The organism is Mucilaginibacter sp. P25, assembly GCF_050859465.1.
GTDB classification, from domain to species: Bacteria; Bacteroidota; Bacteroidia; order Sphingobacteriales; family Sphingobacteriaceae; genus Mucilaginibacter; species Mucilaginibacter gossypii.
Genome location: NZ_CP193937.1, coordinates 5,288,824 through 5,313,647 on the forward strand (window position 1 = coordinate 5,288,824; position 24,824 = coordinate 5,313,647).

Sequence of the window (24,824 nt, forward strand, 5' to 3'; positions counted from 1 at the left end):
AAAACATGCTGATAAGACCGGGTGCGTTTAACCCGCATCAAGCTATAAAACAAGTATTATTTGATGCTAATAGCTAACCGACATCATTCTCGTCAGCTATATAAACAACAAGGCGTTGTCACTAAAATATTAAAACGCATTTGTCGTGCATGTCAAAAAAACTTATCAGGGTTGGGCACCAGATTCAGGAACTTTTCAAAATTTTCCTCGTAATGTGACTGATCAAGCTTGTAATAAAATGCACCTTTTTTTGATGAGAGCTTATCTTTTTCAGGAAGCTTTACAAGCAAACCTGTTGAAAGCAGCTTACGGCTAAAGTTCCTGTCATCAAACTTGGTTTGATAAACTCCTTCATAAAGGGCTTGTAATTGCGGAATGGTGAACTTTTCCGGAAGCAATTGAAATAAAATCGGGTGAAGCGCGGCTTTATAACGCAGTTGTCTTTTAGCCAGTCGCACCATTTCATTATGGTCAAAGATCAGATCGGGCATCTCATCCAGTAAAAACCATTCGGGGTGATATTCTTCACTTAGTTGGGCTTCATATTTATGAATGTCGATAAGCGCGAAATAAGCAACGGAAAGGGTCCTTTCTACCGGGTCACGTTCCGGTTTACCGAATACCTGGAACTGCTCCATATACACATTCTTAAGCCCGGTGCGCAATTCAAGCACACGGTTTGCAGCATCTTCGGGTGATTCGGTTGGTTTTATAAAACCACCTATCAGGCTCCACTTGTGTTTTTCGGGCTCAAGGCCACGCTGAACAAGCAATAACTTAATATTTGCCCCGTCGAATCCAAATATGATACAATCTGTTGCAACTAAAATGCGCGTTTCGCCGCTGTACTTATGCATAACTTAGGTTAAGTTTATATGCAATTGTAAAAATAATTTAGCAATTATTTAGTGTTGATCGGACAACTATTTTATATACCGGCAATTTATCTCCAAAAATTTAAAACGATTTATCAAATCCGGATAAAAAACAAGGCAAAACCGTGATACCGCATATCCATATCCCAAGAAAGATCAGCTTACCCTCTTTCCTTGCAACAATAAATCCATAGCGTCATCAAATGATCCAGCCCTGATCACCTCGCCCGAATTAACAAAAAAGATCTCATCAGCATTTTCAATCGTATTTAAACGGTGTGCTATGATTACCCTTGTGGTGGTTTTAGGCAGGTTATCCAAAATGTCGCTCAGCAGTTTTTCGGTAATGGTATCAATGTTAGCCGTAGCTTCATCCAATATCAAAATCTCCGGGTTGCGTAAAACCGCCCGCATAAATGCAATAAGCTGCTTCTGGCCCAAGCTAATGCTGTCGCCGCCCGATAGAACTTTGGTGTCCAATCCCTCCTCAAAAATTGCCAGCAGGCTCCCCAGGTTAGCATCCCTGATCACCTGTTCCATTTCTTCGTTGGTATGATCTTTAAAAAGCTCGTTGCCATAAAGTATATTATCTCTTACCGTGCCTGTAAACAGGAACGGCTCTTGTAAAATAAAGCCTATTTTTCGGCTGCGTTCCTCGGCCGTAAAACTCCTGATATCTTTCCCGCCAAGTAACACCAGTCCTTTAGTAGGGTCATACAAACGTGCTATTAATGAAGCTGTTGTTGTTTTACCGCCTCCGGTTGGGCCAACCAAGGCATAGGTTTTGCCGCGCTCTAATTTAAAGCAGATATTATGGAGGATCTCCCGGCTTTCATCATAACTAAAGTGCACATGTCTGAACTCCAATAAAGCAGCATTAGGTTCGTTAATGCCTGCCTGCAGCACGGGCAAATCGGTTTCAAGGGATAAGATCTGCGAGATCCTGTCCCAGCCCGCCATCGCCAGCTGAAAGTTTGTCCACAAGGCAGCTAGTTGCCTTAACGGGTTATAAAAATTGGTAGCATATGATAAGTAGCTCACCAGCAATCCTATAGAGAACATACCTTTACTGATCAGGTAGATACCAAAGCATAGTACGGTAAGCTGGGCCATACTGGCAAGTAAACCATATACCGGCACAAAGACGTTGTTAGCCAGGCCCGATCCAATAGCTGTTTTATAGTTTTGATTGTTAGCTATCTCAAAACGCTTCCTGAAATAATCGCGCCGGTTAAAAGCGATGATCACTTTAAAATTATTAATACTCTCCTGGATCTCACCGCTCAATGCACCTGTACTTTTCAAATTTGCTGCATTTTTCCTTTTTATCCATGGTGATAATACCAGCGTTAAAAACAGGATGACCAAGGCCGGAGATAAAGCAGCTGCTCCCAGCTCAATATTGATAGCCAGCAAAAAAATACCGGCGCCAATCATAATAGAGATATTGCCGATAAACTGCATCAGTGACTGGGAGAAGAATTGATTAAGCTTATCGGTATCGTTGTTAACCCTCGATATCAGGTCGCCGGCCTTGTTCTGATTAAAAAAGGCTACCGGCAACTGCTGTAACTTATTAAAGATAGAATTGCGTAGGGTAAATAACATCCTTTGCCCTACCCCTCCCATCAGCGTGGTTTGCTTATAGCTGGTAAATAAAGCTACCAGGTACATACAAAATAAAATAGCCGCATTATGTAAGACCCCGCTGAAATCCTTGTGCTGCACATATTTGTCAATAGTATGACCAATAATGAGCGGTCCGAGCAGGTTAAGTGTAGAGTTAACAAGGATGGCGAAAAAAGCAATGATGAGTGTACGCTTTTCATGGGCTATCAGCTGGAGCAGCTTTTTTAACCCGGCCAGCGTAGAAGTTTTTGGCTGATTTTTACCTAATTGGTTAAGATCGTAGTTCATTGTAATCAATATTTTTTCAGTCGTTAACTTCATGTTTAATGGTTAACACCCTGTTCGTAATTGCTGGTGCTTTGCTGTGAATTAAAGATCTGTACATAATCCGGACTCGTTTTCATCAGCTCATCATGCACGCCGCTGGCTACTATTTCGCCTTGCATCAGCAAAATGATCTGGTCGTAATGTTCAACAGAGGCAATCTTTTGGGTCACCGATATCAGTGTTAAACCCGGATAGTTCTTTTGAATATTTGCCAGGATCTTCCTTTCGGTATTGTTATCAACCCTAGCAGTAAAATCATCAAGCAGCAAAACCTTTGGATTAACTGCAAGTGCCCGGGCAAGCATAATGCGTTGCTTTTGTCCGCCCGAAAGGCTTGAGCCCCGTTCAGAAACAATGGTGCTCAATTTATCGGGCAGGTTATCGATAAACGTACTTAACTCGGCCGTTTCAATAGCTTTTTGAAGCGATTCATCAGTTACCGTATCGCTGAAAGCTATATTTTCACGGATGCTCATGTTAAAGATGATGCTATCCTGAAAAACAAAGCCAACCTGCCGGTGAAAGGTTTCGCTGTCATATTCGGCAAGATCTTTACCATCAAACAACACTTCTCCCTCGGTAGCGTTGATCAAACCTGTAAGCAGGTACAACAATTGTGTTTTACCGGCAGATGTAGGCCCGATGATGGCGATCTTTGAACCCGCATTTACTTTAAATGAGACGTTTTTCAGCGCCGATTTTTGGCCGTAGCTTATTGTAACGTTCCTCAGTTCCACATCGCCGCGCAAAGTATCCTTCAACGGGCCACCGTCGGTAACATCCGGCGCATTCAAAACCATGCTGATCCTCGTAAATGAAGCGGTAGCCTGGGCTATCAGGTTGCTCATGAAACCTAAAATGAATATCGGGAATATCAATAACGACAGGTAGCTGTTGAAAGCCGCGAAACTACCCAGGGTCATGCTGCCGCTGATTACAAAATGCCCGCCCATTACCAAAATAGTAAATGCTGCCATGTTAGCGGTAAACGTTACAATGGGAATGAGCCCGGCAAAAAAACCAAGGATCTTTAAGCCGTAATCCTTTGCTTCGGTATTGGCAGCAAGGAATTTATTGTATTCCAACTGCTGCGAGTTGATTACCCTGATGAGTGCTGCGCCAAGTATGCTCTCATTAATTACCTTATTAAGCTGATCGATAACACCGCGGCTTTTCATAAACAGAGCACGTACGTTTTTCAAAACATAAAAAAAGTACCGCCAATGATGGGAATAATAGTGATCACAACCAACGCAAGTTTCCAGTTAATGGTTAGCAGCATAACACTGCAGCCAATAATGATAAACAGCGACGATACAATAGAAACCAAAGCCTGCGATACGAATAGTTTGATCGAATCGATATCCGAAGTAAGGTTGGTTAACAGTTTTGAAGGATTTGCCTGTTCGATAAAAGCATGGGTTTGGCGGGATATTTTATTAGCCAGTTGCTGCCTGAGATCACGCGCTACTTTTTCAGATGCATATATTTGCACAATTGCCTGTAAGCCTGCAAACAAAAATACCACAATTGTCGCCGTCAGAAATTTGGCCATAACCTCGTTTATCACAAAATGATGATTGGAGTAGGCATCAATACCGTTAGCTATAATTTTAGGCAGCCAAAGGTTCATGGCATTGCCCAGTAAAGCAAATAACAGTAACAGCGCCACAAGCCCTTTATATGGTTTCAGCAAACTAAATACGCCGGGAGGTTTACTGTTTGTTTTTTTGTAGGATCAGGTTGCATAGTGATCTTTGATTTATAATTCTCTTCTGCGGGTATCAAATCGCGCTTTTATTATAGTTGACGACTCAGCCTGCAAAACATTTTTATTTCAATCTAAAATTATCGAAATAAATCAGAACAGAACGGCAAGCCATTCTCATTTTCCATATATTTCTATTTCGATATAGTTTGGCAAATATATTTCTATTTAGGAACAATTAAAACATTTTAGAAATAAATTTATAATTTTACACCCAAACCGTAACAAAATGAAACCAATAGTGCAATTAGTTGATGAATGGGCTGCTTTTGAAGAAGTAAGTGAACAACCTACTGTAGAAGCGTTTTGCAGATATTATCTGCAAAAGCAACGCCCAAAACCTAAACAAGCCGGCAAAAAAGGTGAGCGCATCATGAACGGCGCATACCTGCTTAAAACCCTCGGCCGCATCCTGAGCGCTTATTCGCTTTATTTCCGGTCGGCAGTTAACCACATCGGCATCCCTCCTGCCGAAAGTTTCTATTACCTGAATGGTTTACTTCACCTTGGTGAGGTAAGAAAAAGCGACCTGATCAACTATATGTTTGCCGAAACAACAACCGGCATGGAAGTCATTAACCGGCTCATCCGGGAAAACAAGATAGATGAACGAACCTCCCCCGATGACAAACGGGCTAAGCTGATCAAAATAACCGAGAAGGGTATTACGGCTCTTGACGAGATATTATAAGATCTCTGGAAAAGTGGTGGAAATGACTTTTAAAGGTATCGATGATGATATTTTAACCGATTGCTATGAAATGCTAAAATATTGTGAGCAGCGGAACTCCGCTGTTGCCATCGAACTAAAAAATAAACCTTTTGACCAGATGTATGAGCTTGCAATGGCAGATAAAGCTTAACTTCAATCCCGGTTACGTCGTTATTATTCAGATAAAAGCCAACCTCAAAACTCAATGTCAGCTAAAAGTAAAGATGGCATAATACTTGGGTGTTTAATGGCCGGGCGTAGTAACAACCCCGGCTTTTTTGTATCTATACCAAAAAACATCTGTGGACAATATCCTCAATATCTCTGATTTAAGTAAAACATACCAAAGTGCAGGTCGTACACTCACCGTGCTCGATCAAATAAATTTCTCAGTCGCAGTAGGTTCAACCAATGCTATAGTCGGGCCATCAGGCAGCGGAAAAACCACCCTGCTTGGCCTTTGTGCCGGGCTTGACCGCTCAACTTCAGGCACCGTTGAACTCAATGGCATTAACCTTAACAAGCTTACTGAAGATCAGCGTGCACAAGTGCGGAATCAGCATGTAGGTTTCATATTTCAGAATTTCCAGTTGCTACCGACACTAACTGCACTCGAAAACGTCATGGTGCCACTTGAGCTTAGGGGCGAAAAAAACATCAAAGCAAGGGCTTTGGATCTTTTAGATAAAGTAGGCTTATCAGAGCGCAGCCATCATTACCCGCTCCAGCTTTCGGGCGGCGAGCAGCAGCGTGTATCACTTGCACGCGCATTTTCAAATGCTCCCCGGATCCTGTTTGCCGATGAACCCACGGGGAACCTGGATGCAGAAACCAGCGATAAGGTGATCAAACTTATTTTCGACCTGAATAAGGAAGCGGGCACTACCCTCGTGGTTGTAACACATGACCCTGAGCTGGCAGCCAAAACACAGCGCATTATCAGGATTAAGGGCGGCAAACTGATTGCCGACGAAAAAACCATTAACGGATAAGCTAATGGACAATACCGCAATTGATTTTAAAAGAAAGATAAATATCCCCTGGCTATTCCGGATGGCCTGGCGCGATAGCCGGCGCAACCGTTCAAGGCTCTTCCTTTTTATATCCGCCATTGTGTTTGGGATAGCTGCACTGGTAGCCATTTATTCGTTTAAGTACAATGTACAAAATGATGTGAACGATCAGGCAGCCACTCTCATAGGTGCAGATCTCGCCATATCCGGAAACAAACCTGTTGATGATAAATTGAAGCATATGCTCGATTCATTAGGCGACGAGCGCTCACAGGAACGAAGCTTTGCGTCCATGCTTTATTTTCCGCGCACAAATGGTACCCGGTTGGTGCAGATCAGGGCTTTACAGGGAGGTTTCCCCTACTACGGCACTTTAGAAACTACACCCGAGGTAGCCGGACTCACCTTTAAAAAAGGCAGAATGGCGCTGGTTGATAAAACCCTGATGCTGCAATTCGATGCCAAAGTGGGCGATTCGGTAAAAGTTGGCAATCTCAATTTTCAGATTGCCGGCATTCTGAATAAAGCACCCGGTCAAAGCGGCGTAATGGCGGGTATTGCCCCGGTGGTTTATATCCCCATGCAATACCTGGAACAAACCGGGCTTGTAAAAATTGGCAGCCGGGTTAATTACAGTTTTTATTACAAGTTCAATTCATCCGTAAATGTAGATAAGCTCAGCAAAAAAATTGACCCAATACTCGACAGGGCCGGAATGCGCTTTGAAACCATCGAAACCAAGAAAGACAATACCGGCCGAGCCTTTGGCGACCTGAGCCGTTTTTTATCATTGGTTGGTTTTGTAGCCCTATTGCTGGGCTGTGTTGGTGTAGCCAGTGCAATCCATATTTATGTAAAAGAAAAAATTGCATCGATAGCTATTATGCGTTGTCTTGGTGTTAAATCATCCGAAGCATTTTTGATTTACCTGATACAAATTGTAGGCATCGGGATTATCGGTTCTGTTACCGGGGCTATATTTGGTACCGCTGTTCAACATTTACTCCCCATTGTATTTAAGGACTTTTTACCGTTTACCATTTCCGTACAAATATCGTGGATGGCTATTGGCCAGGGTATTTTACTTGGGGTCATTATCTCCATATTATTTGCTTTACTCCCTTTAATCTCTGTTCGAAAAATTTCGCCGCTTAACACGCTCCGAATTTCAGTTGATGAGAGCGTGAACAGACGGGATCCTTTGCGTTGGCTGGTTTACCTGTTGATACTGATCTTTATAATAGCTTTTACTTATTTACAGTTAGACAGCGTGATAGGCAGTATCCTGTTTACACTTGGGATCTTAATTGCATTCATGATCCTTACCGCTACGGCCTGGCTGTTAATGCGCATCACTAAAGCAATAGTAAAAGGTTCATGGAGTTACCTGTGGCGACAAGGTTTTGCTAATTTATACCGTCCCAATAATCAAACAATTATTCTTATCGTATCAATCGGCTTAAGCACAATGTTTATCTGCACACTTTATTTTGTGCAGACGTTATTGGTACAGCAGGTTAATCTTTCATCCAGCGGTAATCAATCAAACATGATCTTGTTTGATATCCAAAGCAATCAGGAAAAAGGTGTTGTTCAGTTAACAAAACAACAGGGGCTTCCGGTACTGCAACGAGTACCAATAGTTACTATGCGTATTGAACAAATTAATGGCAAAACCGCTGCCGATCTTACGAAGGACACTACCATCAAAATACAGCATGGTGTTTTTGCCTGGGAATACCGGGTAACCTTCAGGGATTCATTAACATCTTCAGAAAAATTACTGGATGGCAAATGGATCGGTAAAGCTGATCCTTCAAAAGAAATCCCGGTATCCGTTGAAGAAAACCTCTCCAAACGGGGAAATCTTAAAATTGGCGACAAAATAGTATTTAATGTGCAGGGCGTACAAATGCCGGCATATGTTGCCAGTATCCGCAAGGTTAACTGGGGTAAGGTACAAACCAATTTTCAGGTGGTTTTTCCGAAGGGAATACTTGAGGGTGCACCGCAATTTCATGTGTTGATGACACACGTGCCATCAAACAAGGTATCAGCAGCTTTTCAGCAGGTTGTAGTAAGGGCTTATCCTAACGTTTCGATAATTGATCTGGGGCTAATTTTAAGTGTTGTTGATGAGCTGTTAAGTAAAATCAGCTACGTTATACGTTTCATGAGCGCGTTCAGTATTATAACAGGTATTGTGGTGCTGATAGCATCTGTGCGGATCAGCAAATACCAGCGCATCCAGGAAAGTGTTTTATTACGTACGCTTGGTGCAAGCCGTAAACAAATATTCACTATAACAGCGTTGGAGTATTGGTTTTTGGGCAGCCTGTCGGCCTTAACCGGAATCCTGATAGCTTTTGCGGGCACTTATTTCCTGGCAAAATATAGTTTTGAAATACCGTACAGTGTGAACATGTTACCGGCACTTGTACTATTTTTAATAGTAAGTTTGTTGACTGTTGTTATTGGCTTACTAAACAGCCGCGGAGTGCTAAACAAGCCGCCGCTTGAGATTTTAAGAACAAACGCCTGAGCGCATTGTATTTATTTTATATGAACAAAGTTACATTAAGCGGTATCTTGCTTGCGGCCCTTACAATGGCGGGTTGCGGTGACGGTGCTAAATCATCAAACAATGATCAGACGCAAGCTGCCACAGAAACTGCTAAAACTGATTCGGCTTCAAAAAAATAGTTTTATTTTTTGGCGATAGCCTCACTGCCGGTTATGGTCTTGATGACCCTGCCGATGCATTTCCGGGTGTAATCAGTCGCCGGGTTGATTCATTAAAATTACCGTATAAAGTAATAAATGCCGGATTAAGCGGCGAAACTACTGCAGGCGGCAATGGCCGCATAGACTGGCTGTTAAAGCAAAAAGTAGACGTTTTTGTATTGGAGCTGGGGGCTAACGACGGCCTTCGCGGGATTCCGGTAAACGAAACCGCCAAAAATCTTCAGTCCATAGTAGATAAGGTAAAAGCCAAATATCCTGATGCTAAACTTGTTTTGCTGGGCATGCAAGTACCGCCGAACATGGGCGCCGATTATACCGGTAAGTTTAAAAACGTTTTCCCCCATCTGGCTAAAAAAACAATATGGCCCTTGTCCCCTTTTTATTGCAAGGCGTTGGAGGCGTACCATCACTTAACCAGGGCGATGGCATCCACCCTACTGCTCAGGGTGCGAAGATTGTAGCCAATAATGTTTGGGCAGTTTTGCAAGATGAATTGAAATGATCAATCGTTCAAGACCTGGTACACCATCACCCCGAATTCATCCTGCAAAATAGTTCATTAGTTTGATGAATCCCTGATAATTAGTTCGGTTGCTAATGTTATGTGTTGATTTTTTCTTCAGGGACAGTAGCGTTAAGCCTTTCCATCAGCAGCTTGATCACGTTGTCGGCTATTTCGTCAATTGGCTGAGCTATAGCGGTAACAGCCGGGGTATACAATTCAAAAAGTTCGTAATCGTCAAACGCGATCAAAGCAATATCACCCGGTATATTTTTACCTGCCTTACGGATGGCCTTCAAACCGCATTTACCCAAATGATTATTGGCGAACAGAATAGCATCGACATCCTTATTTTTTTCCAGGAAGTTTGTCATTAACTTAAGCATCTCCTGAACGGTAGTGTGAAAATCGACCTCGGTTATATTGGGTTTTAATTTGCTTTGGTGCATGGCTTTTTCATAACCCTCAAGCCTTTCTATCATTTGAGTTTGGATAGAGCTATAAGTTATAAAAGCAATATTTTTATGTCCCTTATCAATAAGATATTGTGTGGCGTTGAAGGTGCTGAACAGGTTATCAACCACTACATAGTCGGTAGCTACTTTAGGCAGGTAGCGGTCAAAAAGCACCACCGGGAAACCATCTTTGATCAAGTCGCTGATATCCTCTTCAATATTATCGGGCGGGGTAATAATGTAGCCGTCAACATGCCTGTCGCGAAACATAGCTATCAGTTCGCGCGTTTTTTGCGTATCGTTATCTGTACTGCTGTAAATGATCTTATACCCATTTTGGTAAGCGAGATCCTCTATGCGGCGTGCTATTGTGGCAAAAAAATGATTGGAAATATCCTGCACCAGCAAGCCAATGATATTTGATTTGCCGGTGCGTAAACTTTTGGCTAACGAATTGGGTTTATAACCAACCTCTTTTACATATTGAAGTACTCGCTTCACCAGCTCGTCGCTGATGCGTTTTTCCTGTGCGCGACCATTAAGGATAAAAGATACGGTAGTTTTAGATATATTCAGACTATTGGCAATGTCAACTATAGATAATTTCTTCTTCAAGGATTTAGTATTTTAAAACCAAATATATAATATAAATGGTAATGCTAAACAGGTTTAGTAGATAATAAATGGTTTATATTACTTATTAATTAATGCATGCAACATAACTCAAAAATGCACAACAACATATAAAACAAAAAAGATCGCCCATACCAGGCGACCTTTCAGTTAATATATAGGGAGTTAGAATATTAAAACCTGCGCATGCCGCGGCCGTAATTTCCATTTTGAGAAAAACGCTCGCCACCATTGCCCCTGTCATAACCGCCGCCGTTCGATGGTCGGCCACCCCAGTTGCCGCGATTGTCATGACCGCCATGGTTATCATTGTTGCCATTGTTAGGCTGTCCGTTACCCCATCCGCCATGATTACCATGGTTGTTATTGTCAGACTGGTTTCCATTACCCCAGTTACCACGGTCATGATTACCGTTGCTCCAGTTATGATCATCCCTGCCACTTCCCCAGTTACCACGGTTATCATATGGATTAGGCCTTCTGCCCCAGTTTCCACGATCACCACCCCAACCCGGGCGATAAGCATAGCCACCTGCAGGCCTTCTGTCAAAGCGGTGCCCCCAGTTACCGTGGTCGCCCATGTAACCGCCCCACCTTTGCCTGTAAAAATCGTGACGCAAGTATGGTCGTGGAGCTCTTACTTCGTAACGCACAGCGGTACGCCAGTTATAGTCCCGGTAAGCGCCTGGCAGGTAAGCACAGCTTACCCAGCGGCTTCCGTCATTGTAGTAGTAGCATCCGGCTCCTACATTATAGTAAGCTTCTACTTCCGGTAAATAGTAATAATCATCGTCGTCACTAACATTTACATTATCATCATAAACAGGCTCTTCTTCAACTACTGGCGGAGGAGGGGCAGGTACGTAAACGCGATGAGCGGGGATATTGATACCAAATTGTATAGATACCTGTGCGTTGGCTTTACTGATAAATAAGCTTCCGGCTGCTATTGCTGATAATATGGCTAACTTTTTCATAATTGTAAATTTTATATAGTTAGGACGATATCTATCAGCAATGGTTTAATCAAACACAGCATTATATGTCACAACATTAGTTGATTGATACTATGTTTTACCCGCAAGTCTTTTAACCAAATTTTATTTCAAACAATTAAGGCCGCAATCTATTGTTGCCAAATTTTATTAATTGATATGCTTAAAAAAATCAACAATGTTACTCGATTACTACAAAAGAGATTTTAGGATTATCGGTATATTTACTTAATTTAATAACCATTAATTTTCACCATGAAAAACCGCAAATTATTACGTTCCATACTGCCTGTAGTTGCTATGGGAGGTATTATGTTTATTACAGCCTGCAAAAGTAATAGCGACTCAAAGAAAACTGCTGATAGCACTTCTACTCCTGCTCCATCAACAGAAAACGCGGGTATTAAAACTCCTGAAGGCTTTAGCGCCAGTATTATTGCTGAAAAACTTGGTGGCACCCGCCATATTGCCATTACACCGCAAGGCGACATCTATGTAAAGCTTACAAATGTTAAAAACAACAAGGGGATATTAATGCTTCACGAAGATGGCGGCAAGGCAACCGTAAAGAACAGCTTTGGCGCTTATAGCGGCACAGGCATGTCGATTAAAAACGGGTACCTGTATGCATCGTCGGATGAAGAGGTTTTTCGTTATAAACTGAACGATAAGGGCGAGGTAATCAATGCTGACCAGCCCGAAAAAATTGTTACCGGCCTTATTAGCCGTCATGAGCATGAAGCTAAGGCCATAACGCTTGATAACGATGGCAACATTTACGTAAACATTGGCGCTTACTCAAATGCCTGCCAGGTTGAAGACCGAAAAAAGGTTCCCCGGGCCAAAAGGGCTGCCCTATTTTAGATTCGGCCGGCGGCATCTGGCAGTTTAAAGCAGATAAATTGAACCAGCATTATGGCGATGGTATACGTTATGCCACCGGTCTGCGTAATGTTGTAGGTATCACCTGGAACCAGCAAAACAACCAGCTTTTTGTAATGCAGCACGGCCGCGACCAGCTTTTTGAATTCTATCCACAATATTTCACCGCTAAACAATCGGCCATATTACCTGCCGAGTGTATGTATGCGCTTAAAAAAGGAGATAATGCAGGCTGGCCTTATATGTATTACGACCAGGAACAACATAAAAAAATGCTGATGCCTGAATATGGCGGCGACGGCAAGATTGAAGGCGGAAAAAATGCTATCGACCCTGCAGCTGCTTATCCGGGCCACCTTGCCCCTAACGGCCTGTTATTTTACACCGGCGATCAGTTCCCCGCGAAATATAAAAATGGTGCATTCATAGCTTTTCATGGTTCATGGAACCGCGCACCTGAACCGCAGGCTGGTTACTTCGTGGTATTTCAACCGTTTAAAGATGGCAAGCCTAATGGTCAGTGGGAAGTTTTTGCCGACGGCTTTTCTGGCTCTGCTGCTAATACTGCTTCGGGCGCTGCGGCCCACCGTCCATGCGGCTTGGCGCAAGCCCCCGATGGCTCACTTTACGTTACCGATGATGTAGCTGGAAATATTTATAAAATCACCTATAAAAAACAATAACGGACTAAAAAAAGCCCTCATTTTATCATTGATAATCTTACTTACAAGTATTGCCTCACAGGTAAAAATAAGACATAAAAACCGGCGACAAGGTAACCTGTCGTCGGTTTTTTTAATTTAATGGCCTTTGGCAATAAGGCAAATGAGGTAACTGCTGCATAGGCAAAGGTAGCAAGGGCTGCCAATAAAAAGTGGTAACACGTAAATCAGCCTGCGAAGTTTTTAAAACTTCGCAGGCTTAATATCAACCTCACTTCTTTTTGATAACAGCCGTCGCTTTTATCTCAATTAAAATATCATCTCTGAAAAGCTTGCTTACCTGCACCAGTGTACTTACCGGTGGTTGCTTTGTATCCACATATCTATCCCTTATATTACGAACTACCTGTACCTGCGATGCGTCTATGATATAGTAGTTCAACTCAACCAAATCATTCATGGTGCCGCCTGCAGCCTCAACAATGTTTTTGATATTAGTAAAAACCTGTTCAGTTTGGCTCGCCAGATCACCTTTGCCGGCAAGCTTACCGGCCTGATCCAAACCAACCTGGCCCGACATGATCACCATTTTATTTTTACCCAGGTCAACAATTACAGCGTGAGAATAGCCAAATGGCTTACCGACTGTGGATGGGTTTAAAAAAGTCACGTCTTTATTAGCCTCCTGGGCAAAACAAGCCGACGATGTGCAGAACAAAATGAGGTAAAGGATTTTTTTCATCAGGTGATTATTGGTTTGCACAAATTTGACCATATTAAAGCACACTTACAATATCGTGATACCGGCCGACCAACCGATCCAACCTTTTGTGCGGTTACCCCAATCAATCAAACCGGGTTTGTTTTTTATGATCTGCTGAATATCGCCGTCACCGGGATGATGGCCATAGTTTGTGTAAACGTTAAATGACGGCCCTGCAAAGAAGCTAACTTTTGAACCTGCCCTGAAATTGAGCAACGCGCTTACCCGGTTTATCTGATTTTGGTTTTTCCATCCTTTTGCCAATAGTAAGTGAGTCGAACCTTCAGCTGACAGTGACATATTGTTATTGAAGATAAAATCGTGACCTAAGCCAAAACCTGTGCTATAATAAACATGCTTATCTGTAAAATTAACGCCGCCTGATATGATGGAATACAGTTTAGCATTCCCCGATTTAAAGGCGATGTTTGTTGTAGTGATCTCGTTACTGTACACTTCAATTTTAGCATATCCATTACGCGAAATATTCAATAAGCCGATGCCATAACCATCAAGCGTATCGGCAATATTTACCATAGCAAATGACACACCTTTTATTACCCGGGCTTTATTAAAAATTCCTGCCATCTGCATTCCACTTGCGTCGTTGCCTGTAACATTGGCTATCCCTGCAATACTAAAACCTTTGTTGTTTTTCCGGGTGTAATTGTAAATACCTGCCGCCTGGATACCTTTGCTATTTCTCACGTGGTTAAAGATCCCGGCAAGCTGAACACCCTTAAGACTGTCTTTTACCATATTATATATGCCCGCCGCCTGGATACCTTCTATGTTTTTCTGGTCGTTATTATTAATGCCGGCCAGTTGAACGCCTTTGCTGTTACCCCCAACAATATTAAAGAGCCCGGCCGCCTGTACATATTTAACTTCCTGTTTGTTGATATTAAACAGTCCCCCAAGTTCAACGCCATTAACGCCACCGTTATACCCCCTAAAATATTGAGCGAAAAGTTATTGACAATTTGCCCGCTCATCATACCATGGCTTCCTAAACTTGGTAAAAGCGAGGTTTGTACCGGAACCGTTGAAAGGTAACCGCCTAAATTAAGGTTCTGTATTTTCTGGCCTGATGAAAGGAACATTCTGCCCAGCCAGCTCCTGTCTGATTTTGAATTTGCGGCATCGGCGCTGTAATAATATTCGCGTGATTTTATGGATACGTTTACATTATTTAAAAAATTGATACTGGTATCACGATATAGCTCCTTACTTACATTAAGAGTAATCATACCATTGGCTTTTATCTTGAGCTGGAAGTAACCGTTCTGATCGGTAAGGGTTGATTCCAGCGAATTTTTTTCATAAACACTGGCATTGTAAAGTTTTTTGCCGGTGAAATCATCATACACGTAACCGCTGATGTAATAAACATTGCCTGGCCCGGCCAGGGTATCAGGCACAAGGGTTAACCTGTATGGGGTAGGCCGGAGTATAATATATCCCGGCGACTCCTTATAATCAACCCTGCCATGAAACAGCTCATCAAGCAGGCTTTTAATTGTTTGCCCGGATGATACTATGCTCACCACACTATCAGTTTTAATGACATCATTGCTGTATGAGAAATAAAACTTACCTTTTTCACCGATAATGGTCAGTATCTCGGCTATCTTTTTTTGTTTAACACTGAGCGTTACAGTACGGCTCAGGTTATCCTGTGCCAGCGCGTTGGTAATGAGCAGGCAGCCCGCCAATACGAGCATTATATAAAATAATATATTTAGTTTCTTTTCCATCAGTTTTTGATTATGATGAGATGAGGCTTTTTGATCACTTTAACATCGCCAAGGGTTTTGCTTATGACCTCTAATATCCCATCAAGTGAACCTGCTTTAAATGTGGTTGTTATAGTCCTATTAGCCAGCTTTTTATTATCTATCACAATATTTGCGTGATAGGCCTCGTTGAGTACGTCCACAAGCCGCCATAGTGGTGTTTTATTAGCTACGAACTTTTGGGTACGATAATAATTATATAGCTCATCCTGGCTGCTACCTTTTTGCAGGCGACCACCTTGTACTGATGCTTTTTCCTTCGGCTTTAGCTTTACGGTGATCTCCTGCTGAATTACCTGCACTACGCCGGTTTCAACAATAACCTCGGTATTAGGGCCAATAGCTTTGATATTGAATGATGTGCCAACCACCTTTACAACCACATCATTTACGTGGATCATAAATGGTTTTGATTTGTCATGAGCCACATCAAAAAAAGCTTCTCCTTTTAACGATATCTCCCTGGTATCGCCGGTAAATCTGTCCGGGTAATTCAACACCGAGTTTTTATTCATGGTGATCAATGATCCATCTGATAAGGTAACCTTGCGTACTATATTACCACTTTGCAGTGCAAGCATATTAACTTTGACCGGCTTGAGCAGGGTGTATAAGGTACCGGCAGTGCCTAATATCACCAGCCACATAGCAGCCATTTTAAGCCAGCGGTTTACCGGCTTTAAAGATTTAATTTTAGCCGGTGCTTCACCCCTGTTTTGTGCCAACTGTTTAAATTCGACCCATGAAGTATCGGGATCAAGCTTACTTTCTATTTTAAGTTCGCGGCTGGTATCCCAGATCAGTTTAAAATGATCAAAATATTTCCGGTTATCATCATTTTCGCCAAGCCAGCGGTTGATGGTTTCATTCTCAACCGGCGTGGTCTCGTTCAGCATGTATTTGGTTAATAAATCGTCCATCATGTTAAATAATATTAAAAGCCCGGCTTATAAGCCAAATGATCAACGGCAGGTAGTCAACTAATTTGAGCCGTAATGTTTTCAGCGCCTTGCCCATCTGGTTTTCTACTGTTTTTATGGAGATGCCTAATTCATCAGCAATTTCCTGGTATTTTAAATCCTCAAACCTGCTCAACTGAAACACTGTACGGCATTTTTCGGGCAGGTCATTTAATGCCTGTTGTAATTTTTCTTTGAGGTCAAGCAGTTCCATACCGGCGGCCCCATCAACTTTATCCTTTGTCATATACAGTACGTGCTGCTGGTGATTAACCTTTACTTTCTGGTGCCTAAGGTTATTAAGGCATTCGTTATAAACCGCGCCATACAAGTAGGCCTTTATCGAGCCGGTAAAATTCAGCCGTTCCTTTCGTTCCCACAGCCGCATAAAAACGTTTTGTACCATCCCCTTCGCGGTATCTTCATCTCTTAAAATAGAGATAGCATACACATGCAGCGGCCTGATGAAGTGCTTATATACCTTTTCAAAGGTTGCTTCATCGCCCGAGAGCAGCAGCGGGATCAATTGTTCGCTATTTATATCCAAAATATGATCAGTTTGGGTTAACATTCAATTAAATCTTAATGCGGTAATTAATGGTTGCAAGGATGTTTATCCATTTATTTTCCTCCATTATCCGCCTGGCCCAATTATTATCGGGAGGGTAAATAAAAGTAATAAGAAGTAATAAGGAAGCTAATCTGTTCATTTTAGTAAAATTTATCCTGAAACACGCCAGGATCATTTTACCCCTATGAGTGAATGAAATTTTTATTCAGAAAATAAACAGGAAGTTTGATTCAGGAACATCTTACACATGCTCCTGCTTAAAAACGTAGTGCAATACTTTACTATGTAGTTCATCGGGTAAAAAAGGCTTCATCACAATGTCATCAAAACCTGTTTTATAAGCTTCGTCCTCTACATCTTTGGGAAGATTGGCGGTAAGCGCTATAATGGGGATGTTTATGCCGTTCAATCTCATTCTCTTTGTAGATTCATACCCATCCATCACAGGCATTTGCAAATCCATCAACACGAGACGATGTTTTGACGTATCCAGTTTGTCAAGCGCTTCCTGCCCGTTGGTTGCCACGTCGGTAGTAGCCCCCCAGCGTTTTAAATAAGTTTGCGCTACCAGCACATTCATCGGGTTATCATCAACCAGCAAGATAGAGATCCCGCTCAGGAGCTTATCATTTGCATCGGGTTTAAGGTTAACATTAACCGTCTCCGATATTTTACCAGCTTTTTCAAAGGTTTTAATAAAATAAAATACCGAGCCTACTCCTTCCTCACTAATTAACTGCAAGGACGATTCCTGTAACTCCAATATTTTTTTACTGATTGCAAGACCTAAACCTGTCCCACCAAAACTGCGTGATATGGACGAATCGGCTTGGGTAAAGCGCTCAAATATGAGTTTCTGTTTGCCGCGGGGAATGCCGATACCAGTATCTTTAACAAACACCATTAATGTAGCCGTAGTTTCGGTTTGCTCTTTCACCTCAATTCCTAAAACTACCTCGCCGCTTGGAGTAAATTTTATGGCATTATGAACGAGGTTGGTAATTACCTGCGATAAGCGGGTAGGGTCGCCAAGCAGTTTATGCTGCAATTTCTTATCAAAATCAAGGCGTAGGTTTATATCCTTATCGTGTGCTACTGTTTGCAAACCACCTACTACATTACGGGCAAGTGCAGCCAGGTCTATTTCAATACTTTCAAAAGTTATCTTCCCGGCTTCTATCTTGTTATAATCCAATACATCATTCACTATTGCCAAAAGGTTATTAGCCGAAAAAAGCATGACGTTGAGATGTTCGATCTGATCCTTGCGAGGCTCGTTCTTAAGCAGCAGATGGCTCATCCCTATTACCGAATTAAGCGGTGTCCGGATTTCATGGCTCATCGTGCTCAAAAATTCACTTTTAACCTTTAAACCCTGTTCGGCTTCAGCCCTCGCCTTTTTCAATACAAATGATACCCGGTGCGCTAACACCAGCGACTGCAAAAAGAAAAAAGCGATATATCCTAAAAAACTAATCAGCTGCAGCGGAGATATTAATGCCCAGTAATGAAAAAGCGATATCGCAAATACCGACATTAAAGCAAATGCGCTCATTAAAGCATAAACAGATCCGGGCCTGTTATTGCGCCAGGCTTTTGAGTATACATATGGAATATAAACGAGGCAAAACAGCATCACTGCTAAAAATGGGTTCACGAGCTGGGTAAAAATCCACGGAGGACTAAATAATGTCATTAAAGTGAACGAAAAGCAAATGCCATTAATAATATTTACAACCCGCCGATTTACATCTGCCGGATATAAGTATAACGTGTAAAGGCCAAACAAACCTATCCCTGAAAATAAGCTCATATATTCCAACCGGGCCGTTATGTACCAGTTAATATTAGGCAATAAGGTGTGCAGCACATAGTTATCTGTACCTATGATCCGGTAACTATAAACTATCGAGAACAGGGCAAAAAGTAAAATGGCTTTATCACGGCTGCCCAGCAGGTATAAACCAAGAAAAATAATCCCCCCATCAGTAAACAGCCCGTCAGCATCAGATCAATACCTTCGGCGCGATGCCGGGCCAGGTCAATTCTTTCCGCAGGCCCTATGAAGATGGGTTTACTGATCCCTCCTTTACTGTGTATAAAATTGGAAACTTGTAATGTGATATTGATGGTATCGCTGCTGGGCAGGTCAACAGCATGATATTCCCAATGTCCTTCAAATCCCTTTCGGGAAGTAGTTACTTTCCCGTTCGACGATACTAACTTTTTGTTAATATAAAGCCTGTACGCGCTGTAAACATCAGGCATGGCCAGCTTTAATTCGCCGTGTTTTTGGGGAAGTAAAATTTTAAGCCGGTAAGTACCATAGCCAAACGCAGGTAGCTTTTTGCCCCGCCAGGTATAGCCACTCCATTTAAATGGGAACTCAACCAAAAGCCTGTCTTTAATAGCAGTGGTGTCAGTGGGATTTATTAATTGGTTCCAATAAAACAGCCAGTTTCCCGTCAGTTCAATTTTATCGTTGATAGGCTGATTACGAAGATCGAGCACGCCGTGTACCGCGGCTACATAGGTTTTTTGTGCAGATACCCTTGCTTTGGTTCCGATCAATAATATAAATATAACATATAGAACCTTACTGATCTTCATCGATTTACGGCACCTATTATCAAACCAAAAGCTTGCAAATTGTTTCGTTCAGAAATATGAAACAGGATTTATTTTCCTTAATCTAACTTAAGAATTTCATAATTAAGCGTGAATATAACAACCCGTACGAATATTTAGAACTATTATTAAGGCTTATCTATTGATATAAACGATAGGTTAAATTACCCCTTATGTTTAAATAGTAATAGTTAAATATTAAAATCCAACCCTGTTGAATAACAGCCATAAAAAAGACGCCAAGATAATTTCCTGCCGTCATTCCTTAAGTTAAATTATATTATTTACTCACCGGGCCATCTAATACCGGCATGGTTACCGTAACGATCTCCGTTTGATGGATATCATTCAACTGATCAAGTACAACGATACTGTTTGTACCTTTTTTAAGCCAGCAGCCTGGCAAATAAAGCGTTTGCTGCGGGCCAATTTTCCAATAGCGACCAATGTTGATCCCGTTTACAAATACTATACCCTTTCCCCAATTCTTCATGTCTAAAAAGGTATCCCCCACTTTATTCAGGTCAAATGTTCCCTGGTAAAGTGCTGGATGGCCGGTTGTGTTTGTTGTGCCTGCCCCGAGCGCCGGTGCTTTATCCATAGGTAGCTCATACATTTGCCAGTTACCTGTAATTTCATGATCGTCGTCCTTCACCGGGCTAATGATTCCTTTAAGATTGTGAATGATCTCGCCACCATAATTGATCCTGCCAAGGTTTTCAACCAAAATATCCAAACGCGCGTTAAAAGGAATATTTATAGGACAGCTGAATTTATTACTTTGTCTGTTAAGCTCCGCAACTTTTTCGCCATTTATATATATGGTTGCATAATCCCGCAGGCCTTCCAGGTTTAAAGTGCCGCTGACAGGCTGGGTAAATTTACGGCTGTATAATACATAACCATAGCCCTGATTAAGCGCTTCAAATGTTTGTGGGGTATCGCTTTCTACTGCCTGCTGGGCTTTCGCCATCTCCAGCAAATCGGCCGTTTTGGTAAGCTTAATAGCCGGAATCTGTATCACAGGGATCTGCGTAGGCACTTCAGGAATAGCATAGGCCGCATACTTTTTCATCAGGTTGCGGATAGCTGTAAACTTGGGAGTTATCCATCCTGCCTCACTAATAGGGGCGTCGTAATCATAGCTGGTGATATCCGGCTGAATTTGATGTTCCTTGTCATAATTAGCACCGCTTGTGAAACCAAAATTGGTGCCACCATGTGCCATGTATATATTAAATGATACGGTATCTTTCAGGTACTTCTCCAGGTCTTTGATTACCGAGGTTTCTGATACTTTTTCAAATTTCTCGCCCCAATGGTCAAGCCAGCCAGGATAATATTCGGCCACCATATAAGGGCCTTTTCCTCCGTTATATTGGTTAATGAGCTTCTTCAAATTTTTGGTATCACCTTCGCCATTGGCAGTTGGCAATGCCCCTTTAATTACGCCGCCTTCAAACAACCAGTCGCCATCAGAAGTAAACAATGGCACATCAACGCCCGCTTTTAAAAGCAGATCTTTTATAGCTGCGCTGTAAATTTTATGATCGGCAAGCGGCACATCCTTACGCTGGGCTACATATGATCCAAATTCATTTTCGGCCTGAACCATAATTATTGGCCCGCCATGGGTTATTTGCAAATCTTTAACCTGCCCCATCAACTGGTTGATGTAAGTTTTGCACGAATCAAGGAAGCGGTCGTTTTTACTGCGGATAACCAATTGTTTATCATTTTGGAGCCACCAAGGATAGCCGCCAAATTCCCATTCGGCACAAGCATAAGGCCCCGGCCTTAATATTACCATTAAGCCCTCCTGCTGTGCGGTTTTTACAAACTCGCGGATATCGCGGTTATCCGTTTTAAAATCCCATACACCCGGACTAACCTCATGATGGTTCCAGAAAACGTAAGTGGCAACCGCATTCATACCCATTGCCCTGAGCATTTGCAGGCGCTGCTTCCAGTAAGCTTTAGGGATTCTTGCAAAATGCATTTCGCCCGAGTGGATTTGGATAGGTTTTCCATCATAAATAAAATTGCCTTCAGCAATTTTAAAACTATGTTTCGCCTGGCTAAAAACCTGTGAAATTATGAGGGTTAGCAATAATAAAGAGAGGAGTGTTTTTTTCATTTGCATTTGTAGGGTTAAACATGATTGACCGTGTGTTAAGTGTACCGACCATGATGTTTTCAAGTTCCTAAATTATAAAGGTTAAATAGGAATGCCTAATTTCCTGCAATCTTAATTTAGCGCAAACGTTTGCTTAATCCAGCGGATGCAAGATAAATAGTTCAGCAGCTCATTTTAATCGCAAATTAGCCCTGAATAATGGACTGGTGAAGTTAATGCAGGATAAAGTATCGAAAGAAATTAAGACGCAGAAAAAAATAAAATCCCTACCTGCTTATTTTAAATTTCAAGCTTTTTCAAATTAGCACTTTCCCTAAGCTTGTCAATAGCCCGGTTTCGTAGCTGCCTCACCCTTTCTGCGCTAATACCAAGCCGGTTACCGATTTCGGGAGCCGAGAGTTCACTGTGCCCGTCCAGACCATAATGATAAAACACAACAGATCGTTCAGCATCGTTTAGCTTATTAAGCAAATCATCAAGCTGCTGTTTAAGTTGGTAAGCTTCCAAAAGGCCTTCTATTCCGGGTTCATCTGTATGTAAACGATCAAGCAGGCTGTATCCGTCATTGCCGGGTGTATTGGCTTTATCATACGAATGTGTAAAAGGCGCCGCATGCAAAGCTTCTTTCACTTTCCATTCAGCAGTTTCCAGGAATGCCGCTATTTCATCCTGAACGGGCAGTCGCTCAAGTCGTTGTTCCAGAACCCCTGTAGCCCTGTTAACATGAACAATCATATCCACCTGGTTGGCAGGCAGGCGGATCATCCGCGTTTTATCTAACAGTGCTTCCATGATTCGCTGCCTGATCCACCAAACTGCATAAGATATAAACTTGAAGCCGCGGGTTTCGTCAAACCGTTTCGCGGCTTCAAGCAAACCCAAATTACCTTCGCTTATCAGGTCGCCCATGGGCATGCCCTGGTGCTGATACTTTTTGCCACGGAAACCACAAAACGCAGATTGGCCTTTACCAACCTATGCAAAGCCGACAGATCTCCCTGCCGGATCTTCCCAGCCAACAGAACTTCTTCTTCCGCATTGATAGTTGGCTCGCGGGTAATATCACTAAAATACTTCTCCAGCGAAGCAGCATCCCGGGCTGTGATCGATTGGGTAATATTCAGGTCTCTCATCAACCCCTTATTTAACTCACTGTTGCAATGTTGTTGTTTTTATAAACAGGTGTAAGATGATCAAGCATATCTGCAGTCATAGCGACAAGATCATATTCAGGGTGCCAGTTCCAGTCGCGCCTTGCTTCAGCATCATCAACACTGGCCGGCCATGAGTTTGCAATGGACTGGCGCTTGTCGATGCTATAACTGATGGTAAAATCGGGCAGGTGTTTGTTCAGTTCTGTGGCAAGCTCGGCAGGTGTAAAACTTAAAGCACCGATATTATATGCTCCGCGTTCTTTGAGTGCTTCCACGCGCGCGTTCATCAGTTGAAGTGTAGCCCTTACCGCGTCATCCATATACATCATAGGTAATGCAGTGTTGGGGCTTAGGTAGCATTCGTAACGTCCATTCTTCAAAGCTTCGTGAAATACAGCTACCGCATAGTCCGTAGTCCCCCCGCCAGCCGGGGCGCTGTAGCTGATCAATCCTGGATAACGCAGGCTGCGTACATCCACCCCATAATGCTCCCTGTAATAGGCGCACCATTGTTCACCAGCTTCCTTGCTGATACCATAGACAGTTTGCGGATCAAGCAAAGCATTCTGGGGACTGATCTTACGTGCTGTTGAAGGCCCGAATACAGCGATACTGCTCGGCCAAAACACTTTATCCAATTTATGATCTTTGGCTGCTTCCAATATATTGAGCAGGCTTTGCATGTTCAGGTGCCATGCTTTTAGCGGGGTCTCTTCTCCTTTGGCAGATAAGGTAGCTGCAAGATGATAAATTTGAGTTACTCCATAGGTAGCAACCAGGTTTTCCAGTTCATCTTTGTCTAATACATTTAACTGATGATATGGCCCTTCTAAATCCACGATTGTCGTAGCATCGTGTAAGTCGGTGGCAATTACTTGTTCCCTGCCATAAATATTTCTTAAAGCGGCAACCAGTTCGGTACCGATCTGCCCCCGGGCGCCCGTAACAAGGATTACCGGCGATAGTTGTTTTTTGTCGTGCTTCATAGTATTACGATGTAAAATTGTATATTCACAATCTCATAATCCACACAGCACTTAAAATTTGGTTTTTAAGACTAAAAATATTCTTAAAAACAGGTTTTAAAACTTTTGATAAATATTTAAAGCTTATATTTTAGTTTTTATAACTCTCATGCTCAACCAACTCGATGAAACAGATATCCGCATACTCCAGCTTTTACAGGAAAATGCGCGCCTTACCGGCCAGGAGATAGGCCTTAAGCTTAACAAAACCACTACTCCTATCAATAACAGGATCCGTTCGCTCCAGGAGCGAGGTTATATTAAAAAATATGTTGCGGTGCTTGATCATGAAAAGCTCGAGCTGGATTTCATGACCTTTACGCATGTGCAACTGAAGGACCACAGCCAGCACAGTTTAAGTCATTTTGAAAGTGAGATCATTAAACTTCCGGAAGTACTGGAATGCTATCACCTCACCGGCGATTTTGACTTTATACTTAAGGTAACCGTAAAAGACCGCAAAGAGTACTATGATTTTTTGATGAACCGGCTTTTCGCGGTTGTTGCCATTGGCAAGGTAGAAACCAAACTCGTAATGAAAGCTGCGAAAACAGAAACGGCTTTACCAATCGGCAAACAGTAGTTTTAGTGCA

At 42.3% G+C, this 24,824-nt stretch carries 26 protein-coding genes and 1 pseudogene; 10 read left to right on the forward strand and 17 right to left on the reverse strand.

All coding sequences use genetic code 11. From position 1 onward, the window contains the following. Positions 1 to 152 precede the first annotated feature (152 nt). The 4 genes from ACRQ5D_RS26640 to ACRQ5D_RS26655 form a co-directional block, all read right to left on the reverse strand. On the reverse strand, positions 153 to 857 hold the full coding sequence (locus ACRQ5D_RS26640) for an NUDIX hydrolase (RefSeq protein WP_090525482.1): 705 nt from the start codon (positions 855 to 857) through the stop codon (positions 153 to 155). Between the two features lie 174 nt (positions 858 to 1,031). Then, entirely contained in the window at positions 1,032 to 2,792 is a 1,761-nt protein-coding gene (locus ACRQ5D_RS26645; protein WP_091162943.1) for an ABC transporter ATP-binding protein, read from the reverse strand. 35 nt (positions 2,793 to 2,827) lie between these two features. Then, a complete protein-coding gene (locus ACRQ5D_RS26650) occupies positions 2,828 to 4,009 on the reverse strand; it encodes an ABC transporter ATP-binding protein (protein WP_431198395.1) in 1,182 nt (393 codons plus the stop codon). 20 nt (positions 4,010 to 4,029) lie between these two features. After that, positions 4,030 to 4,527, reverse strand: a complete 498-nt coding sequence (locus ACRQ5D_RS26655) for an ABC transporter transmembrane domain-containing protein (protein WP_432327165.1) — start codon at positions 4,525 to 4,527, stop codon at positions 4,030 to 4,032. A gap of 301 nt (positions 4,528 to 4,828) precedes the next feature. Between ACRQ5D_RS26655 and ACRQ5D_RS26660 the strand changes: the two genes are divergently transcribed. The 7 genes and pseudogenes from ACRQ5D_RS26660 to ACRQ5D_RS26690 all read left to right on the forward strand — a co-directional run bounded on the left by ACRQ5D_RS26660 (position 4,829) and on the right by ACRQ5D_RS26690 (position 9,571). Continuing rightward, on the forward strand, positions 4,829 to 5,290 hold the full coding sequence (locus ACRQ5D_RS26660) for a MarR family winged helix-turn-helix transcriptional regulator (protein WP_432327167.1): 462 nt from the start codon (positions 4,829 to 4,831) through the stop codon (positions 5,288 to 5,290). Positions 5,291 to 5,312: 22 nt separating this feature from the next. Further along, the gene (locus ACRQ5D_RS26665) at positions 5,313 to 5,462 is read left to right on the forward strand and encodes a hypothetical protein (protein WP_432327168.1); all 150 of its coding nucleotides are present in this window, start codon (positions 5,313 to 5,315) and stop codon (positions 5,460 to 5,462) included. 151 nt (positions 5,463 to 5,613) lie between these two features. Continuing rightward, a complete protein-coding gene (locus ACRQ5D_RS26670) occupies positions 5,614 to 6,303 on the forward strand; it encodes an ABC transporter ATP-binding protein (protein WP_091162853.1) in 690 nt (229 codons plus the stop codon). Positions 6,304 to 6,307: 4 nt separating this feature from the next. Beyond that, complete coding sequence (locus ACRQ5D_RS26675; RefSeq protein WP_218134334.1) at positions 6,308 to 8,866, forward strand: ABC transporter permease; 2,559 nt, start codon at positions 6,308 to 6,310, stop codon at positions 8,864 to 8,866. A gap of 20 nt (positions 8,867 to 8,886) precedes the next feature. Then, on the forward strand, positions 8,887 to 9,027 hold the full coding sequence (locus tag ACRQ5D_RS26680; RefSeq protein WP_432327171.1) for a hypothetical protein: 141 nt from the start codon (positions 8,887 to 8,889) through the stop codon (positions 9,025 to 9,027). Then, positions 9,024 to 9,365: pseudogene (locus tag ACRQ5D_RS26685) on the forward strand (GDSL-type esterase/lipase family protein); the annotation flags it as partial. The gene ACRQ5D_RS26680 and the pseudogene ACRQ5D_RS26685, both read left to right, overlap by 4 nt. A 65-nt stretch (positions 9,366 to 9,430) precedes the next feature. Next, on the forward strand, positions 9,431 to 9,571 hold the full coding sequence (locus ACRQ5D_RS26690; RefSeq protein WP_432327172.1) for a hypothetical protein: 141 nt from the start codon (positions 9,431 to 9,433) through the stop codon (positions 9,569 to 9,571). A gap of 98 nt (positions 9,572 to 9,669) precedes the next feature. Here the strand turns inward: ACRQ5D_RS26690 and ACRQ5D_RS26695 are convergent, their stop codons facing one another. Next, on the reverse strand, positions 9,670 to 10,641 hold the full coding sequence (locus tag ACRQ5D_RS26695) for a substrate-binding domain-containing protein (protein WP_431198399.1): 972 nt from the start codon (positions 10,639 to 10,641) through the stop codon (positions 9,670 to 9,672). A 191-nt stretch (positions 10,642 to 10,832) separates the two neighbouring features. Beyond that, on the reverse strand, positions 10,833 to 11,636 hold the full coding sequence (locus tag ACRQ5D_RS26700; RefSeq protein ID WP_091162850.1) for a hypothetical protein: 804 nt from the start codon (positions 11,634 to 11,636) through the stop codon (positions 10,833 to 10,835). 273 nt (positions 11,637 to 11,909) lie between these two features. On the opposite strand from ACRQ5D_RS26700, the gene ACRQ5D_RS26705 reads away from it, so the two are divergent. Both ACRQ5D_RS26705 and ACRQ5D_RS26710 read left to right on the forward strand, forming a co-directional pair. Beyond that, entirely contained in the window at positions 11,910 to 12,518 is a 609-nt protein-coding gene (locus ACRQ5D_RS26705; protein WP_431198400.1) for a hypothetical protein, read from the forward strand. Positions 12,519 to 12,556: 38 nt separating this feature from the next. Then, positions 12,557 to 13,219 (forward strand): PQQ-dependent sugar dehydrogenase, encoded by a 663-nt coding sequence (locus ACRQ5D_RS26710; protein ID WP_431198401.1) that lies wholly within the window; start codon positions 12,557 to 12,559, stop codon positions 13,217 to 13,219. Positions 13,220 to 13,469: 250 nt separating this feature from the next. Here ACRQ5D_RS26710 and ACRQ5D_RS26715 read toward each other — a convergent pair whose 3' ends face one another. The 11 genes from ACRQ5D_RS26715 to ACRQ5D_RS26765 all read right to left on the reverse strand — a co-directional run bounded on the left by ACRQ5D_RS26715 (position 13,470) and on the right by ACRQ5D_RS26765 (position 24,192). Then, positions 13,470 to 13,940 carry a RidA family protein gene (locus tag ACRQ5D_RS26715; protein WP_091162940.1) on the reverse strand — a complete coding sequence of 157 codons (471 nt, stop codon included), beginning with the start codon at positions 13,938 to 13,940 and terminating at the stop codon, positions 13,470 to 13,472. A 45-nt stretch (positions 13,941 to 13,985) separates the two neighbouring features. After that, the gene (locus ACRQ5D_RS26720; protein WP_431198402.1) at positions 13,986 to 14,720 is read right to left on the reverse strand and encodes a hypothetical protein; all 735 of its coding nucleotides are present in this window, start codon (positions 14,718 to 14,720) and stop codon (positions 13,986 to 13,988) included. Between the two features lie 29 nt (positions 14,721 to 14,749). Then, positions 14,750 to 15,718, reverse strand: coding sequence for a carboxypeptidase-like regulatory domain-containing protein (locus ACRQ5D_RS26725; protein WP_432327175.1), 969 nt, complete (start codon positions 15,716 to 15,718; stop codon positions 14,750 to 14,752). Continuing rightward, positions 15,718 to 16,680, reverse strand: coding sequence for a FecR family protein (locus ACRQ5D_RS26730; RefSeq protein WP_091162848.1), 963 nt, complete (start codon positions 16,678 to 16,680; stop codon positions 15,718 to 15,720). The genes ACRQ5D_RS26725 and ACRQ5D_RS26730 overlap by 1 nt, the downstream gene beginning before the upstream one ends. Before the next feature lies 1 nt (position 16,681). Continuing rightward, the gene (locus ACRQ5D_RS26735; RefSeq protein WP_091162847.1) at positions 16,682 to 17,287 is read right to left on the reverse strand and encodes an RNA polymerase sigma-70 factor; all 606 of its coding nucleotides are present in this window, start codon (positions 17,285 to 17,287) and stop codon (positions 16,682 to 16,684) included. Positions 17,288 to 17,528: 241 nt separating this feature from the next. Beyond that, the gene (locus ACRQ5D_RS26740; protein ID WP_432329879.1) at positions 17,529 to 19,283 is read right to left on the reverse strand and encodes a response regulator; all 1,755 of its coding nucleotides are present in this window, start codon (positions 19,281 to 19,283) and stop codon (positions 17,529 to 17,531) included. After that, the gene (locus tag ACRQ5D_RS26745) at positions 19,193 to 19,897 is read right to left on the reverse strand and encodes a hypothetical protein (RefSeq protein WP_432327177.1); all 705 of its coding nucleotides are present in this window, start codon (positions 19,895 to 19,897) and stop codon (positions 19,193 to 19,195) included. The genes ACRQ5D_RS26740 and ACRQ5D_RS26745 overlap by 91 nt, the downstream gene beginning before the upstream one ends. Positions 19,898 to 20,195: 298 nt before the next feature. After that, the gene (locus ACRQ5D_RS26750; RefSeq protein ID WP_091162845.1) at positions 20,196 to 22,052 is read right to left on the reverse strand and encodes a beta-galactosidase; all 1,857 of its coding nucleotides are present in this window, start codon (positions 22,050 to 22,052) and stop codon (positions 20,196 to 20,198) included. Positions 22,053 to 22,331: 279 nt separating this feature from the next. Next, positions 22,332 to 22,961, reverse strand: a complete 630-nt coding sequence (locus ACRQ5D_RS26755; RefSeq protein WP_432327179.1) for a sigma-70 family RNA polymerase sigma factor — start codon at positions 22,959 to 22,961, stop codon at positions 22,332 to 22,334. Then, complete coding sequence (locus ACRQ5D_RS26760; protein ID WP_432327181.1) at positions 22,949 to 23,185, reverse strand: sigma-70 factor domain-containing protein; 237 nt, start codon at positions 23,183 to 23,185, stop codon at positions 22,949 to 22,951. The genes ACRQ5D_RS26755 and ACRQ5D_RS26760 overlap by 13 nt, the downstream gene beginning before the upstream one ends. Positions 23,186 to 23,196: 11 nt before the next feature. Continuing rightward, a complete protein-coding gene (locus ACRQ5D_RS26765) occupies positions 23,197 to 24,192 on the reverse strand; it encodes an NAD-dependent epimerase/dehydratase family protein (protein ID WP_091162843.1) in 996 nt (331 codons plus the stop codon). 148 nt (positions 24,193 to 24,340) lie between these two features. On the opposite strand from ACRQ5D_RS26765, the gene ACRQ5D_RS26770 reads away from it, so the two are divergent. Continuing rightward, on the forward strand, positions 24,341 to 24,814 hold the full coding sequence (locus ACRQ5D_RS26770) for an Lrp/AsnC family transcriptional regulator (protein WP_090525447.1): 474 nt from the start codon (positions 24,341 to 24,343) through the stop codon (positions 24,812 to 24,814). The last annotated feature ends 10 nt before the right edge of the window (positions 24,815 to 24,824 follow it).